This is a genomic window from Armatimonadota bacterium, assembly GCA_022563855.1.
In the GTDB taxonomy this organism is placed as follows: Bacteria; Armatimonadota; Fimbriimonadia; order Fimbriimonadales; family Fimbriimonadaceae; genus JADFMN01.
Map to the genome: position 1 here is coordinate 78,537 of JADFMN010000010.1, position 16,039 is coordinate 94,575.

The following is a 16,039-nucleotide window of genomic DNA, read 5'->3' on the forward strand; positions in this document are numbered from 1 at the left end:
ACATGGAACTCAATCCTGCTGTAAATCTTTTTCTGCGTTCCACCGTTAATCCTCGAGCGGCCTGATCTCGGTGACGAACTCGAGCTTGGCGAGTTCGAGCAGCATCTTGGCGTCGATCGTGCCGAACACCACCTTCAGTCCTTCGTCGGAGTCCTCGAGCTTGAAGCCAGCTTCCTTCAGCAGCTTCTTCCAGTCCTCGGGCCACTCGCTGACGAGCACCTGAACCTCGATCTTTCCGGACTTCTTGTCACGGATGTCTTTGTGGATCTTGAACTCGGGTCGTGGAAGCCCGGTCTCCATATCGAGGTCGCTCAATTCCAACCCAAACATGGCTTTGCCGCTCAGCGAGGATTTCCTGGTGGCCACGCCGCCTCCGCCACTTCTTCGGAATTGAGATCGTCTGGCACCAGCGGTCACAGTCCCACGCTGATACTGCCAATTCGTGCCCGTTACTCCCTGAGCGCCATACATTGCAGGAGCGCCCATCGTCAAGCGCAAGCCGTCATCGAACGTACCGCCCATGCTCACGCCGTCTGCCATCTCGACCGGCACGCGGACCGTGCGCTGCTTGCCGCCGATGTTGATCACGCGCTTTTCGACCGCGACGAACGACGTCCACTGCGACATGATCCCGAACTTGAGAGCGTGACGAATCATCGCCTCTGTCCTCGGCTCATAAGTGTCATCACCGCCCAGCGACCTTCGTCCGGCCATCCAATCCTCGCGCATCATGTCGTCGAGCTTCTTGCGAGCCCAGACCGTTGTGATGCCCGAGCCGCTGTCGCCGGCGATTGGGAAGTTCACGTCGATCGTTCGCGTCCAAGGCTTGCCGCCGAGCTTGCCGACGATCGTGATCTTCGCGGGGCCGGGCTTTTCGTACCTGCCGAACACGACTAGTGGGCCGTAGCTGAACAAATCGGGCACAAGCTCCGGCGTTAGATCGTGAACCCTGCCACCCTCGACCTGGATGTGAACATCGGTTAGGATCGGGCTCTGAGTGCGCTGGATGAACCGGTCGATCGTCGGTCCGACGTCCGTGCCGAGCGTGACGATCTCGGAACCGCCCCGCCCTTCGGCGCTCATTCCGTCGATCAAGAACCGGTTGACGGAGTTGCCGATCCCGAACGTGAACAGGCGTGCGTTGTCCCGATTCTCCTTGATCAAGTTGAGAATCGCGAAATCGTCGCCCACGTAACCGTCGGTGTTGAAAACGATCAAGCGTAAGCGACCGTCTCGAGGAGGGCTCTTGATCGTAGCCGTCAACGCCGGAATGAAATCCGTTCCGCCGTCAGCCACCAACCCCTGAATAAACTGTTTCGCCTCGTTGACTCGCTCGCGGTTGTTCGGTACCGGCTCCGGCCACAGCGTATCCACGCCAGTGGTGAACGTGACGACGTTGAACCGGTCCTCGGGCCGCAGGGTGTCGATCATCGCCAGCGTCAGCTCCTTCGACTTCTCAAGCGGGAAGCCCGATTGGCTGCCGCTCTGATCGATGACGAAGATCACCTCTCGCGGCTGAATCTGCTGCGCGGTCACGTGCCTTGGCGGGAGGATCGTCAGGCAGAAGCTGCCGTGTCCGCCCGTTGCGTGCGTCAGAAAGCTCTCTTGCAGCCCGTCGCCGCCGGGTCGCCAATTCAAGATGAAATCTCGGTTGGGAATCTCGTCTTTGCGGGCGAGGCTGATCTCAAAGTTGGCCAGTCCCCGCCGCTTTACGTCTATCGCGTGCAGCTGCGAAGTCACTCTGTCGAGGTCTGCTCCCGCGTCGAGCTTCACCATGATCGAGATGTTGCTGCCGGTGCGCGTGGCTTTAGGAATGATCGGAGGAACGATCGCGTTCGGATCGGCGGCGTTCATCGCGTTGCGCGGGCCGACGACCATCGGGAACACGAACTCGTACTCGCCGTCCTCGTAATCCAGCACGTCGACGTAGCTGATCTCGATCCGAACCTCTTCGCCGGGCATGATGTTCGCGACCGACTGCGTGAAGATGTTGGGGCGTTCCTGGTCGAGCAACGCTGCTGCCTGGCCGGCGGCCTTGGCCGCCTCATAAATCCGCCGCGCCTCTTCGGCGCGCTTGATCTCGCCCTCGATGATGCGCTCGCCGATCTTCATGCGCATACGATTGACTGCGGCGCTAGACCTCATCGGGAAGGTGTAGACGGCCTCGATAGGCGTCCAATACGGGTTGGTGAACGTTTGGACGATGGTGACCCGCGCGGCTAGTCCGGCGATGTCCACGGTGACGTCCGTGCTCTTGAGCGGAAGGACGCGGACCGCTTCACCCTCTCGCTGAGGGGGGCTGATTAGCTGTCCTGGAGTAACGGGCGAAGACTGAAGCGCTTCCAACAGCGCCAACGACACAACGATTGACCCAATCATGGTTTTCCCTACCTGTTAGTGTTAGACGCGCCGCGGATCGTTCAAGGAAACTTTGCCTTTTCACACTGCGGAGCATCGGCTCTTTCACTCGAGGGGTCCGACAGACGCGTCGAGATCGGAGTCCCTCATTGCTTTGACGCGCGACTTCGCCGAGGGTATCATGTTAGTTCTGGCGCTGGTCGCGGCGCCTTCAACGTGGGGCCATAGCTCAGTTGGGAGAGCGCCTCCATGGCATGGAGGAGGTCAGGGGTTCAAATCCCCTTGGCTCCACCACTACTTCAACCTGAAACAGAACGATTTGTCCCGAGAGGCGGGAATCCAGCACGAGGAAACTAACACACCAACTAACACACGAGAAGAACATTATGAACGAACAAACGGACATTAAAGCAGGCGACACAGTTCGATTGAAGTCAGGCGGCCCAACGATGACCGTCGACAGTATCGGGGACTACATGGGGAGTCGGCTAGCTAACTGCATCTGGTTTTCCGGAACGAAAAAGCAAACTGGGCAGTTCGCTCCCGATTCACTCGAAAAGAGTGCCGAGTAAACGAAAAACGCGCCCCCCGACCGTAGTCAGAGGACATTAACGCCAAGCGCATCAAGTGAGGCAATTCACAACAATCAACCCAGAAGCGATAGCAACCTTGTACTCGGAACTCATCAAAGACCCGATCCGCGTCGCCGTGTTCTCAGCGCTCATCGGTGTAGCCGTAGCCCATGTCTATCGCCTTTGCATCGACGCGAGCACACGTCGAAGGAAGCGGGAGGCGGCTCTGCGGCTCTTGGCCAGCCAACTGCTCAATCACAAGTCACGCCTGATTGAGTTGGAAGACAGTTTAAGCCTGGACCAAGTCGTTGCGGGGTTAGACCCGTCGCCGATCCTTCAGTTCCTCGCGAGCGATTCGCTCAATCTGCCGCTCGATTCCGATCTCGCGAACGCCCTATATGAGCATCTAGCAAACATCTCGAAACTTGACCGTGCGATTGACGTACTGGGCATGAGAGTATCGGGCTTCACTAGCGTTCAGAACAGCGACTATGTCGCTCTCAAGGCTGGTCTTAAAAAATCCATTCCTGGCATGATGGACGAACTGGATACATGTCTAAGGCAGATAGATTTTCACACGCGAGGCGACACTGCCGCAAACGCTCGCCCCATCACAAAGACCTTCGGCGACTAAACGAAAATCGCGCCCCCCGGCTGTAGCCGAGGGGCATTCGACCGATTTCAGTTGTCGAGAAACCAGACGGCGTATTGCAGTACGTCCCGCAATGGTGGCGCATTCGAGCTGTTAAAACCCCTCATTCTGTCGGCTACGAGCAATCGGAATACGTGCTACCGGCTGTGGCCAGTATTGTGGAGCAATGAATCCCAAACCGAGTATCATCACTAATGTTCACGACGCCTAGGAGATTGTGGGAAGGAGTGCGACATATGACCGACAGGGGTTCAAGTTCATGGTCCACGAATCGCATTGGTGCATTGCTACTGCGCATAGACGCGTTGCTGGACGACAGGCGACGAGTGTCAGAGGCATTTCGGAACCATGCCCTACTTGAAACCTACAAGTCAATTAGAAACGAGATCATCGAGCTTGAAACGAAGCTTCTCGGAGGAATGATTTCGTCCGCTGCGACGCTAGTCGTCGCACTAGTTGTGGCGTCGGTCGCTCTTACGGACACGTCAGTAGCCGATGATCTGAAAGAGCTGTTGCCATTCGCACTGATGGGTTTGGGGGTTGTCAGTTGGGGCATGTTCATAACACTCTCGATTCTGACTGTCGAAATGCTCCGTCTAGGTTGGGCCGGCTTTAACATCGAGCAGACCCTGAACTTGGGTGAGACGGCCCTTGAGCACCAGACGTGGATCAAGCAGACCGGATCCACCGGGACCGAAAGAAGCATGTCGAATTTCATCTCTAAGACGCAAGAGGAGACTTCAGGGCAATACAGATATCATCGGCTCTGCTTGATCGTCGTCATTTGGATTGTTCTTAGCGGAGGCGTCCTTGGACTTATGGTAGGTTCAGGCACGCATCTCCTGTCTGACGGTGGGCAGCCGCAGTCGTGGATATGGGGATGCAGCACTGGACTGTTAGGCTTCTTCTTGCACTATTTCTTCGTTAGGTTCTTGCGCATCTGATTGGCCATCCTGGCTATGCCCGAGCACACCATCATCATGATTTTCCAGACCAAGCCGCTAGGGGTGCACTGATCGTCCACCAAGCCGCACCACCACTTAAATACCAAATCATCGGCTTTGCACCTTCATGACGATTCCTTAGCTGTCGATCTTGCCCAGTTCGGGTTAAACTCGCTCAAGGAGCGATTCGATGGCGGGGTTCAGAGGTTTTACGCGGCGCGACTTTTTGCAGATGGCCGGGACGGTGCCGCTCGCTTCCGGCGTCATCGAGTTCCTTCAGGACGGTTCTATCGTGGTTCAAGATCATTTCATCCCTGTCGACAAGAACCTGCCGAAGGCGTGGCGGGACGCGCTTTTCCAGCGGGGCGTGAAAGAGGTTTGGAGCGGCGCGGAGCTTGAGTCCATCGGCATGCCTTGTGGCGGGATCGCGGCGGGCCAGATGTACGTCTGCGGCGACGGCACCCTCGGGCATTGGGAGGTGTTCAACGAACACAAGTTCCTCAGCTACGGCGCGACGAACTACGCCAAGCGTTCTGTGGGAAAGCCGGTGTATCACATCATTGGCCTACGCATTTACGGTGAAGTTCCGCTAAGAGCGTGGCAACTAAACAAAGACGGCTTTGACCACATCACTTTCAACGGACAGTACCCCGTCGCTACGGTCAACTACGAAACCGGTGACTGCCCGCTACAAGCCACGAGCCGGGTCTATTCGCCGTTCATCCCACTGAATGCCAAGGACTCGTCTCTTCCTGTGACGATCTTTGACGTCACGATCACAAACACCTCGCACGCAGACGTGCGCTTCAAAGTCGGTTCAAATCTGGAAAACGCCGTCGCGCGGTCGGCGGAGGACAATCCGGGCGGACGCGAAAGACATACGAAGTGCATTGTTCGCTCTGATATGAGCATGGCCGTGAACAGCGCCGATCCTGCGACTGACGAATTCGAGGAAGACGTCACCGATCCGCGCCCCTCGATACTGATCGAGGACTTCGAGGCCGAAAACTACGGCGGTTGGATCGCGACGGGCGACTCGTTCGGCACGGGTCCCGCACGTGGCACGCTGGCTAACCAGAACAACGTTAGCGGCTACGTCGGCGAAGGACTGGTCAACACCTTCTTGCAAGGCGACGGCACGACGGGCACTCTCACATCGCCGGAGTTCACGATTGAGCGTCGCTACATTAACTTCAAGATCGGAGGAGGAAACCACCCCGGTGAAGAGTGCATGAACCTGATCGTCGATGGCAAAGTCGTGCGAACGGCGACAGGGCTGAACGACGAAGAGCTGCTATGGGAGACTTGGAACGTCTCGGAGTTCAACGGGAAAAGGGCGCACTTCGTCATTGTCGATACTGCGACCGGCGGATGGGGGCACATCAACATCGACCACATCGAGCAGGCTGACACTGTCCGAAGCCGCGAAGATGTTAGGAAGCGGCGCGGCGACGCAAACCACGACCATGGCACGCTCGCGCTGGCTATCCTGAGCAGCGGCGACGCCAGCGGCGAGGGCTCATACGACTTTGCCAAACCGCATTACTCATCCGTAATATCCAACTTTATCGAGCTCAAGCCGGGTGAGAGTGAGACCATAACAATAGTCGTCGCCTGGCACTTCCCAAATCACCAGCGTGGTCGGCAGTACGCAAACTGGTTCGCTGATGCCGGAGAAGTCGTTGAATACATCATTGAAAACTACGACCGACTCAGCGGCGATACCAAGAAGTGGGTCGATACGTATTACGACTCTTCCCTTCCCTACTGGCTGCTCGACAGATTGCATTCGACGGTCGGAAACCTCGCGACCGGCACGACCGAGTGGTGGGGCTCGGGGCGGTTCTGGGCGTGGGAGGGCGTCGTGTGCTGTGCAGGCACTTGCACGCACGTTTGGAACTACGAGCACGCGCTCGCGCGGCTGTTCCCGGAGCTTGAACGCAACATCAGAGAGCGGCAGGACTTCGACGACGGCTTCGACGAGGAGACTGGGCTGGTCGGTTTCCGCAGCAACCGCGCCTACGCCGCCGACGGCCAGTGCGGCACGGTGCTGAAGGCGTATCGCGAACACCTGATGAGCGCGGACGACGGCTTCCTCAAGCGCAATTACCCAAAGATCAAGAAGGCGCTGCAGTTCATGATCGGCCACGACCCGGATCAGGACGGACTGATCGAGGACAGCCAGCACAACACGTTCGACATCAACTTCGAGGGGCCGAATACGTTCGTCGGGTCGCTGTATCTCGCCGCACTAAGAGCGGGCGAAGAGATGGCGAAACTGACAGGCGACAGTGATTTCGCAGTCCAGTGCCGCACAATTTTTGAAAGCGGTAGAGAAAAATCGACCGAGCGCATCTGGAACGGCGAGTACTACTTCCAAGACGTGGATGCGGAGAAGCACACGAGATACCAGTACGGGCCGGGGTGCATCTCCGACATGATGTTCGGACAGGGGTGGGCGCACCAGGTCGGACTCGGCTACATCTATCCGAAAGAGAACGTCCTGTCTTCGTTGAAAGCCGTGTGGAAGTACAACTGGGCGCCGGACGTCGCGCCGCAGAACAAGCTTTGGAAGGCGGAGCGCGACTTCGCCGTGCCGAGCGAGGCGGGGCTTTTCATCTGCACATGGCCGAACGGTGGAAGGCCGGAGACGCCCGTGCGATACCGCAACGAAGTCTGGACCGGCATCGAGTACCAAGTCGCCGGGAACATGATCTGGGAAGGGATGGTCGAAGAGGGGCTTGCGATCTGCCGCGCGGTCCACGACCGCTACCACCCAGCAAAACGCAACCCGTACAACGAGGTTGAGTGCAGCGACCACTACGCCCGCGCGCTCGCAAGCTGGGGCGTGTATCTTGCGCTGCTGGGATTCGAGTACGACGGCCCGGCGGGTCGGCTCGCTTTCGACCCACGCATCACGCCCGAGGATTTCAAGGCGGCGTTCACGACTGCCGAGGGCTGGGGCTCCTTCAGCCAGACGATCAACGGCAACACACAGACGAACAGGATCGAGATCGTTTGGGGCGAACTGGCTCTGAAGAAACTCGATCTGACGAGTAGCGTGGGCGGCCGGGCTTCGATCTCGGTCAACGGAGAGAAGATGGACACGGTCACAAGGGTGATCGGCCAACGCGTCACTATCGAGTTCAAAGACGGCCTCGTGCTAAAGCCGGGAGACGTGCTGGAAGTCAAGCTCAACCCTTACGACTGACGAGCCGTCTTCCTTCATTTCGTCAATGCGGAACGCCATGTAAGGCTACCAAGGTGCTTTGGCGTGTGTCGCGGCATGATTCCCATCCGCCGACTCCTTCTACAGCGATATAGACAGCAACCTGCTCCGGCTCGCAAGATGTTCGGCTAGCGAGTCTTGTTCGACTTCTCTATCCGGATGCCGACAGGCGCCCTGCATGATGCCTGCGCCCGCCTTGGGTTGGTCGCGTTGGCTCGACGCCGTCGTCGCTAGCCTCGCCATTCTGTTTGTGTGGGCGATCTGGAGGCCCACAAGCTAGTATTTTTGCTAGGCGCGGCGGGCCAGGAAACCTGACACAATGGTAAAGGACTAGGCAGGCCATCGTTGAGATGGCGCTTAGCATCGAGGAGCAAAGAATGAAAATGACACGTAGGATCAAACTTGCTTTGGCCGGCTTGGCGGTCCTTGCGCTTCCAACGCTCGGGAGCGCGCAAAACCTCCTAATAGAGGGAGGGTTTGAGACTGATAACGTCGTACCCCTTGCGGGCATTGTGAACCCGCTCCAGCCTGGACTCTGGGGAGTCGAGGTAGCCGTTCGTGACACGGGTCCGACCAACGGCATCATTCCTTATAAGGGCAGCTGGATGCTCAAGATGGATGACGATAACTTGACCCAAACGCAGGCCTTTCAATTCGTTGACATTTCCAACAGAGGCGCCCAAGGCATCTTGGAAGTGGAGGCCTGGTACAACTCGGACGCTACCGCCGCTGATATAAGGCTCAAACTGCATTATTTTCAGACCGCCAACGACTGGGGCAACCCGTTGAGCGTAGACAGTCGGGCCATGGTCTTGGACAATGACGCGTCCACCTGGCAAGGGCTGTACTACCGTTCGGCGATCCCTGGGCCTGCCACCTGGGTCGGGGTCGAGGTTGCTTTTACCAACGCCTCGATCGGAGCTAACTCCGGGTTCGTGGACAACGCTTCGCTCCAGCTCATTCCGGAGCCCGCCTCGATGATCGCGCTCGGCATCGGCCTCGCAGCGCTCGCCGCGCGGCGACGCCGAAAGTAAGGCTCACGCGAGCCAGCAAGTGATGCGGTGCCCTACCTCCGCCAGAGGCAGGGCACCGGTTTCTGTGTTCCTTTGTTTGCCTCCACATCCGCGCGCAGCATGACGTGGAGGCTTGCACGCGATAACTCTCCGGGTGGCACGGGCAAGCAACCGCATTGCCCGTGGACGGGCGCTTCATGCGTTCATGCCTCAGGACGCGCTCTCAACAGCAGTTGGTCTGCGACAAGCTACGTCCGAGGCTCCAACCGTTGACGTCTAAAGTCGATCGAGGTTGCGAACCCTCGGAGATTTCGATAGAAAGTCGGCTCCCGCGCGAACTCCCCTTATAGGCGTATGCTTGAACGGAGCTGTTGGTGAGCGGATCAATAACACAGAGTGATGCGATGGTCGAGGAGGCCGTCGACATCGACTTTCCTGAGGCGCGGAGGCTGTACCAGTCGCTGGTGTTCGCCTTCGTCTCACGCCGGGTCAGGCCGGTCGAAGAGGCCGAGGACGTGACGGCGGAGGTCTTCGCCAACGCGTTCCGGCACTGGAAGAGAAGGAAGGGCGAACCGCGTCTCTGGCTGCTAGGAATCGCACGGCGCAAGATTGCCGATTCGTACCGCAGGCGAAAAGACTGGTCGATCCGCGGTTCGGAAGAGCCATCGGCGGACCTATTCGCAGAGTTCGTCGCAAACTTCGTGTCGCAGCAGGCGATGCGGGCGCTCTTTTCACTTCCAGACGAGGAGCGAGACGCGCTGTCGATGCAAGTGCTCGAGGAGATGTCCATCGCTGAGATCGCCGAGGTGATTGGCAGAACCTACCCAGCCACCAACAGCCTTCTTCAGCGCGCGCGAAACCGCGTCCGTGACTATTCCGGGCGTGCGACCGAAGGAGAAACGAAATGAACGAGACAACTTTCGAACACGCGCTGAAAAGCGCAATGGAACCGATCACGGAGCGACCTGCGCTCGACGAAAAGATCGACGCGAAACTGAAGCGGGCAACGACCTCGGTCAAAGCAAGGAGATGGGGCGCAACGCTCGGCGCCGCTGCGGCGGTGGTGCTGAGCGTCTTCATCTTCCCGCGTGCCCAGGCGCAACCGACCCTCGCTCAGGTCGCCGGCGCGCTCGACGATGTGAAGAGCGTCCGCATGGAGAGCTTTGCGATCTTGGAAGACGGTTCGCGAATCTCGCAGGGCACGATCGCCTACTACGAAGGTCGCTGGCGGTTGACGACAGGCAACGAGGACAGCGTGTGGTTCGACGGCGGGCTATACCGCCTCGATACGGCAGCGGGGAGATACGTGCGCTCCTCGATGCCGTCCGGCCCGTTCAGTCACAACACAAAAGGTCTAGGGCTCTCCTCGATGCTCAGCTCCGGCGGGATGAACAGTAAGGAGGTCACCTTGACCGACGGAAAGTTTAGGGGGGCGGATGTCAAGATCGCTACTGTCGATTCAACGGGGCTGCGTGAGCGCATGCTGATCTTTGCCGATGCCAGGACGCTGTTGCCGATCAGCGTCGAGCACTACTCGAACGAACAGGACGTGTGGCGCTTGCGAGGCGAGATGACGTTCGACTACTCGCCGAACTTCCCGAAAGGCCACTTTTTCTTGAAGCCTGGCGTGCCCGTCATTTCTAAAGACGATGACAAGAGCGACCTCTTTCGTGAACTTGCGGCGACAGAGCTTGCGACGATCGACATCAAGGGCGGACGGCTCGTCGTGAGGAGCGTCGACGTCGCGCGTGATGGAACCGTGTTCGTCACCTATCAAGTCGGGGACAAGACACGGTCTTGGCGCGGGTACCGGCTGACGGTCACCGACGACATCGGCACAGTCTATGCGCCTTCGTCCTCGTTGCTGTCCTTTGACGACGACCTAACACAACAGTCGCCAGACGGTCGGATCGAAAGGGAAGTGCTCGTACAGCTCGTTCCGGACAAAGCATGGCGAAAGCGTACTGTCAAGGTCTCGATGCGGTTCACCGACGCGCGCGAGCCAGTGCTGTTCGTCGGCGGAGTCAGCAGCCGCCCGGACGGCACCATTGGGTTCCATTATATGCCGAACACGCTGGGCGTGGACGTTGCGGCTCTTCCGCCGCTGGAGGAGATTTGGAACGGCGTCTTCGACGAGCCGAGCTGTGAATGGCGGCCTGATATCTTCGCACAGATCCAATACTCGGAGTTCTCACACGACATGAAGGCGCAGCTCTTCCGCGCAACCTCGCTCGCGCGATATTACGAGAACAGCGAGGACTGGAAGCAGGCCGAACATTGGATCGAGGAGGAACTGCGCCTGATGCGCGAACATGAAGAGCAGGGGTTCGGGCCGTATTCGCTCGACGATGCGCACCGGCGGCTGGATGCTGTCCGGCAAATACTGAGCAGGCCACGCTCACGTGAATAACACGCCAGCATGAATCGGGGTTAAGGCGCGATGTCGGCAGGGACTTCGATCCCGGTCAACGAGCCTTCGACGTCGATAGTCACCAGCCGCTCGCGGTTCGCCTTGACGATCGAGCGAGCGCCTTCGTCGCCCGACAAGGCCAGCAGCGCGTCGCGGTACGGAGGCCCGAACAGCACCGGATGGCCATAACGATCCGGCTCCGCAGAATACACCGGTGCGATGATCGCGTCGTCCGGCTCCTGCTGCCAGCGAGCCACGATCGAGAGAACGACCTCTGGATCAAGACGAGGCATGTCGCCCAAAGCGATGAGGATTGGAATCCCCGGTCGGCACGCCTCGACGCCGACGGCTATCGAGCAGCCAAGCCCCTGAGCAAACTCCGGATTGAACACCGTGCGCGCTGGCGGGACCTCCTCTGCAACGTCTTCCGCATCGCGCCCCGTTACGACTACGACCTCCAACTCGCAGAAGAGCAGAGTGTCCACGACCGCCCGCAGCACAGTCTCGCCATGCCAAGGGAGGAGCAGCTTGTTCGGTCCTCCCATTCGCCGGGAAATGCCCGCCGCAGGAACGACTGCGCTAACCACGCGATCTTTTTACCTGAACGATTTCAGCAATGATGCTGAGCGCGATCTCTTCCGGGCTGTTCGCTCCGATCTTAAGCCCGACCGGGCCGCGGATGCGATCAAGCTCTTCGTCTGTGAAACCTTTGGCCGCGAGGCTATTGCGCCGTTTGGCCTGAGTCGTCCGGCTTCCGAGCGCTCCGATGTACGCGACCGGGCTGCGCAGCAGAATCTCAAGAGCCGCATCGTCGATCTTCGGGTCGTGCGTGAGAACTACCGCGTACGTGTCTTCGTTGATGGCAACGCTCTCCAGTGCCTCCTTCGGCCACTTTGCGATCATCTTATCCGGCTCGGTCTTGAACCGTTCATTCTGCGCGAACGCAGTCCGCGGATCGATGACGACGGTCTCAAAACCGACCGCCTTCGCAAAACCTACGAGCGACTGCGCGATGTGAACTGCACCGATGATGACGAGCCGATCACGGCAAGAGAGGACGTTGCAAAACCACTTTTTCCCGTCGATTTCAACCTCCTGGCTCCTGCGGGCGTCGTACGCCGCTTGAATTTCCGTGCCGTCCTGACCGGGCGTCCACAAGAGCTGACGAAAGGGATCGTACAGAGTTGCCAACACACACGGTTCATCGTGCTCAAGCTTTGCGACCAGCTCGTCCCAGAGCTTCCGGTCGCGATCCGCAGGCAGGCAGTCGATCCAGACGTCCACCTCACCGCCGCACGACAGGCCGACTTCCCACGCCATCTCGTCAGTGATGTGTGCGAAGTGCAGTCGTCGTGCCTCTCCCGAACTCAGAGCCTGCATGGCGTCTTCGATGACGGCGGACTCGATGCACCCGCCGCTCACAGAACCGCAAGTCGCACCGTCTGCGCGAACGCCCATGACTGAGCCGACCGCACGGGGCGACGACCCCCACGTCCTAACGACCGTCGCAAGCGCAAATTTATCGCCTGCGTCCGCCCAACGCTGTAGCGCGGGTAGAACGTCGCGCATCGGCTAAACTAGCTCGTCCAGGACGATCGGGAACTTTCGAACACGCTTGCCGGTCGCAGCGAAAACAGCGTTTGCAATCGCCGCCGGCATCGACGGGAAACCGGTCTCTCCCATGCCGCCCGGTCTCGCGGTGTCGTTGATCATGTGGACTTCGATCTTTGGCGAGTCGTACATCCGTGCCCACAGGTAATCGTTCGGATCGGCCTCGACGACGCCTCCATCCCGGATCGTTATCTTCGCGAGAAGAGTCGCCGAGATCGCGTCTATGCAACACCCTTCCAACTGCGCCTCGACGCCTTTCGGATTGATCGCCAGACCGGGATCGATAGCGATCGTCACGCGATCAACCTTGATCTCGTCGTACTCGTTGATCGTCACCTCGACAACGTGCGCGATTCGGCAGCCGTACCCGTCAAAGCACGCGATGCCCTGTCCCCGGTTCTCGCCCATCGACTTGCCCCAATCTGACTTCTCGGCGACGAGATTGAGGATGTTGAGCATCCGCTCGTCCTTCGTGCCGTCCCGATTAAACATCTCCCTCAAGTTATCGCGGCGAAACTCGTAAGGGTCCTTCCCTGCCGCGACCGCCATTTCGTCGATGAAGCACTCGACTGCCGGGCCGATCATGCCGTGATCGACCGCGCGCCACGCGCCGGTCGGCACAGACGAAGCAGCCGAGCCGGTTACCATGCTCGCGCCCTCGATCGCATACGGAATCGGCGCCGCGCCCCCACGTCCACCGCGACCACCAGCCTTGATCATCTGGTGGTTCCAAGCTACGGGCCTGCCCGCTGAAACCGCGCCGCGAAGAGAGTGGTGCGACTGCGGGCGGTAGTAGTCGTGCCGCGTGTCGTCTTCGCGCGACCACTGGAGCTTGACCGGCTTGGCGATCTTCTTCGAGACCTCGACCGCCTCCATCGCAAAGTCGCCTCTTCCTCTGCGGCCGTAACCTCCGCCCAGCAAAGGCACATGGATCGTTACGGCCTCGATCGGAAGGTCTAGCGAGCGCGAAACGTTTTGTTGCAACATATCGGGCGCTTGTGAAGGAGCCCATATCTCGCAGCTGCCGGCCTTGACGATTGCGATCGCGTTCTGCGGCTCCATCGTAAAGTGCGCCAGATAAGGGAAATCATAGGTCGCGTCGACGAGCTTGGAACCAGCTGGCACCGACGGATGCTCTTTCACTTCCGCACGGAGCCGACGGTTGATCTCGGCTGAGTCGAGCGTTGCGTTAGGACCGAGATCCCACTCTATGTCGAGCGCGTCGCGCCCCTGAAACGCAGCCCACGTGTGCTCTGCGATGACTGCGACGCCGTTCGAAACTTCGATGACGTCGAGAACCCCATCGACCTTGCGCGCCGCAGAGTCGTCGAAGCTGATCAGCTTGCCGCCGAACGCGGGGCACCGCTCGATGACCGCGTGGACCGCGCCGGGGATCTGGACGTCCTGCGTGTAGATCGCTTTGCCGGTGACTACGTCCTGGTTATCGACCCGAAGCAGCGGCTGTCCGATGATCTTGAACTCGGACTTGTCCTTCAGCTTCGGCTCTTCGGGGATCGGCATCTTGGCAGCGTCTTCTGTCAGTTCGCCGTACGTGGCAGATCTGCCGCTTGCGTCGTGATAGACGATGCAGGCGTCGGTCCGGCAGGTCGCTGGTTCGACGTCCCACTTCTTTGCCGCAGCCGCAGTGAGCATGACGCGCGCAGCCGCGCCCATGTCGCTCAATCGGTCGTACTGCGAGAGCGTGCTCTGGCTGCCCCAAGTCCTCTGGCTTCCGTACTTAGCGCCGTCTCCGGGCGCCTGAACGACGACGACGTGCTTCCAGTCGGCGTCCATCTGCTCGGCGACGATCATCGCCATCGACGTGCGCACGCCCTGGCCCATCTCCGACCGCGCGACGGTGATCGTCACCTTGCCGTCGGGATCGACCATGACGAACGCGTTGGCAATCAGCGATTCTGCATCGCTACCTGCCGCAAGCGCAGGGCCCGTGTAGCAACCGAGCGCGAGGCCCGCGCCGCCGACACCAACGACCTGCAAAAACGTCCGCCTGCTGAGTTGTGTGGTCTGGATCATCTCATCTCCTCCGCCCCGGCCTTGATCGCATCGCGCATGCGTTGATACGTCCCGCACCTGCAGATGTGCCCGCCGAGCTTTCCGTCGATCTCTTCGTCGGTCGCGTTGGGATTCCTGTTGATCAGTGCGACTGCCGCGAGGATTTTTGCGCCTTGGCAGAATCCGCACTGCGGCACGTCGTACTCGACGAACGCCTTCTGCATCGGGTGAGAGCCGTCTTCAGAAAGCCCCTCGATCGTCGTGACCTCGTCGGTTCCGACCAGTCTAATCGGGAACTGGCAACTGCGCATCTCGTCGCCGCCGATCAGTACGGTGCACGCGCCGCACGCGCCCACGCCGCACCCGAACTTCGAACCAGTGAGGTTCAGCTTGTCGCGCAGAACCCAGAGAAGAGGCATGTCCGGGACGGCGGTCACCGTCCGTTCCACACCGTTGACTTTGATCTTGTAAACCGGCATGGTGATTCCCTGCGATCTATTCTATACGTCTTAACGCCGAATAGTCACCACCGTTCGAGGATTCTGCTGCTGTGACGGGGTTTTTGAGCGCTTCCCCGAGTTTCGTGCCACGAAGCCACGGATGCTAAGCGATGTCCTCTCCTACTGTAATCCTGTGGCCGTCGGGCGTGCGCACGGTGAATTCGCGCTGCCCCCAGGACTCGTCCGTGAGCGGCTTGAGTATCTCTGCCCCTTTCTCTTTCCAGGACTCATAAATTGCAGCCGCGTCGTCGACGTCCCAATAGGCGAAGTAACTATGGTTCCCTGTCTCGCCCGCAGGGACCTCGTCCACGCACTGGCCCAGCATGATACGGCACGAGCCATGCGAGAGGAATCGCCAGTCGTCGCCGACTGCCAGCGTCTCCTCGAAACCCAAGACGTCTTGGTAGTAGCGGCTGCTGGTCTCGACGCTCTGCACTGCGAGCACGTGCCTGTTGCCTTGAATCGTCGGCATGGTGGTTTCCTGCAACTGATTCTATACGTCGTTGCGCCGAATAGTCACGACCGTTCGAAGTTTCGCCGAGTCTTCGGGGCGACGTCACCTAGTCGTCGCCTGGTGACGCTGAGGGCAGCCGACAACCAGACGACAGCGTAGCGGGCGACGCCGAAGGCAGACGACAACCAGGCGACGGCGAAGCGGGCGACGTTTCCCAGCCTTTTCGGGGTGACGCCGAAGGCAGACGACAACCAGGCGACGGCGAAGCGGGCGACGCTCCCGT

At 59.5% G+C, this 16,039-nt stretch carries 13 protein-coding genes and 1 tRNA gene; 8 read left to right on the forward strand and 6 right to left on the reverse strand.

The annotated features are described in order from the left end of the window. Window positions 1-45: 45 nt before the first annotated feature. Entirely contained in the window at window positions 46-2,379 is a 2,334-nt protein-coding gene (locus IH944_12150) for a VWA domain-containing protein (GenBank protein ID MCH7905300.1), read from the reverse strand. 197 nt (window positions 2,380-2,576) lie between these two features. Between IH944_12150 and IH944_12155 the strand changes: the two genes are divergently transcribed. The 8 genes from IH944_12155 to IH944_12190 all read left to right on the forward strand — a co-directional run bounded on the left by IH944_12155 (window position 2,577) and on the right by IH944_12190 (window position 11,178). Then, window positions 2,577-2,652 (forward strand) — tRNA-Ala (locus IH944_12155). A gap of 92 nt (window positions 2,653-2,744) precedes the next feature. After that, complete coding sequence (locus IH944_12160; protein ID MCH7905301.1) at window positions 2,745-2,930, forward strand: DUF2158 domain-containing protein; 186 nt, start codon at window positions 2,745-2,747, stop codon at window positions 2,928-2,930. A 55-nt stretch (window positions 2,931-2,985) separates the two neighbouring features. Continuing rightward, a complete protein-coding gene (locus IH944_12165; protein ID MCH7905302.1) occupies window positions 2,986-3,564 on the forward strand; it encodes a hypothetical protein in 579 nt (192 codons plus the stop codon). 302 nt (window positions 3,565-3,866) lie between these two features. After that, window positions 3,867-4,526 carry a hypothetical protein gene (locus tag IH944_12170; GenBank protein MCH7905303.1) on the forward strand — a complete coding sequence of 220 codons (660 nt, stop codon included), beginning with the start codon at window positions 3,867-3,869 and terminating at the stop codon, window positions 4,524-4,526. A gap of 190 nt (window positions 4,527-4,716) precedes the next feature. Continuing rightward, window positions 4,717-7,737 carry a hypothetical protein gene (locus IH944_12175; GenBank protein MCH7905304.1) on the forward strand — a complete coding sequence of 1,007 codons (3,021 nt, stop codon included), beginning with the start codon at window positions 4,717-4,719 and terminating at the stop codon, window positions 7,735-7,737. 395 nt (window positions 7,738-8,132) lie between these two features. Continuing rightward, complete coding sequence (locus tag IH944_12180) at window positions 8,133-8,789, forward strand: PEP-CTERM sorting domain-containing protein (protein MCH7905305.1); 657 nt, start codon at window positions 8,133-8,135, stop codon at window positions 8,787-8,789. A gap of 353 nt (window positions 8,790-9,142) precedes the next feature. Next, on the forward strand, window positions 9,143-9,676 hold the full coding sequence (locus IH944_12185; protein ID MCH7905306.1) for an RNA polymerase sigma factor: 534 nt from the start codon (window positions 9,143-9,145) through the stop codon (window positions 9,674-9,676). Beyond that, on the forward strand, window positions 9,673-11,178 hold the full coding sequence (locus IH944_12190; protein ID MCH7905307.1) for a hypothetical protein: 1,506 nt from the start codon (window positions 9,673-9,675) through the stop codon (window positions 11,176-11,178). The genes IH944_12185 and IH944_12190 overlap by 4 nt, the downstream gene beginning before the upstream one ends. Window positions 11,179-11,198: 20 nt before the next feature. Here IH944_12190 and IH944_12195 read toward each other — a convergent pair whose 3' ends face one another. The 5 genes from IH944_12195 to IH944_12215 form a co-directional block, all read right to left on the reverse strand. Continuing rightward, entirely contained in the window at window positions 11,199-11,765 is a 567-nt protein-coding gene (locus IH944_12195; GenBank protein ID MCH7905308.1) for a nucleotidyltransferase family protein, read from the reverse strand. Beyond that, window positions 11,758-12,747 (reverse strand): XdhC family protein, encoded by a 990-nt coding sequence (locus IH944_12200; GenBank protein ID MCH7905309.1) that lies wholly within the window; start codon window positions 12,745-12,747, stop codon window positions 11,758-11,760. Before IH944_12200 ends, IH944_12195 begins: the two co-directional genes overlap by 8 nt. A 3-nt stretch (window positions 12,748-12,750) precedes the next feature. Continuing rightward, the gene (locus IH944_12205) at window positions 12,751-14,823 is read right to left on the reverse strand and encodes a xanthine dehydrogenase family protein molybdopterin-binding subunit (protein ID MCH7905310.1); all 2,073 of its coding nucleotides are present in this window, start codon (window positions 14,821-14,823) and stop codon (window positions 12,751-12,753) included. Then, entirely contained in the window at window positions 14,820-15,281 is a 462-nt protein-coding gene (locus IH944_12210) for a (2Fe-2S)-binding protein (protein MCH7905311.1), read from the reverse strand. Before IH944_12210 ends, IH944_12205 begins: the two co-directional genes overlap by 4 nt. A 124-nt stretch (window positions 15,282-15,405) precedes the next feature. Then, the gene (locus IH944_12215) at window positions 15,406-15,747 is read right to left on the reverse strand and encodes a VOC family protein (GenBank protein ID MCH7905312.1); all 342 of its coding nucleotides are present in this window, start codon (window positions 15,745-15,747) and stop codon (window positions 15,406-15,408) included. Window positions 15,748-16,039 lie beyond the last annotated feature (292 nt).

Bases quoted from the DNA above. Each gene is read 5' to 3' on its own strand.
- IH944_12200 (MCH7905309.1), bottom strand. From the start codon at position 12,747: ATGCGCGACGTTCTACCCGCGCTACAGCGTTGGGCGGACGCAGGCGAT.
- IH944_12210 (MCH7905311.1), bottom strand. From the start codon at position 15,281: ATGCCGGTTTACAAGATCAAAGTCAACGGTGTGGAACGGACGGTGACC.
- IH944_12205 (MCH7905310.1), bottom strand. From the start codon at position 14,823: ATGATCCAGACCACACAACTCAGCAGGCGGACGTTTTTGCAGGTCGTT.
- IH944_12180 (MCH7905305.1), top strand. From the start codon at position 8,133: ATGAAAATGACACGTAGGATCAAACTTGCTTTGGCCGGCTTGGCGGTC.
- IH944_12190 (MCH7905307.1), top strand. From the start codon at position 9,673: ATGAACGAGACAACTTTCGAACACGCGCTGAAAAGCGCAATGGAACCG.
- IH944_12150 (MCH7905300.1), bottom strand. From the start codon at position 2,379: ATGATTGGGTCAATCGTTGTGTCGTTGGCGCTGTTGGAAGCGCTTCAG.
- IH944_12160 (MCH7905301.1), top strand. From the start codon at position 2,745: ATGAACGAACAAACGGACATTAAAGCAGGCGACACAGTTCGATTGAAG.
- IH944_12175 (MCH7905304.1), top strand. From the start codon at position 4,717: ATGGCGGGGTTCAGAGGTTTTACGCGGCGCGACTTTTTGCAGATGGCC.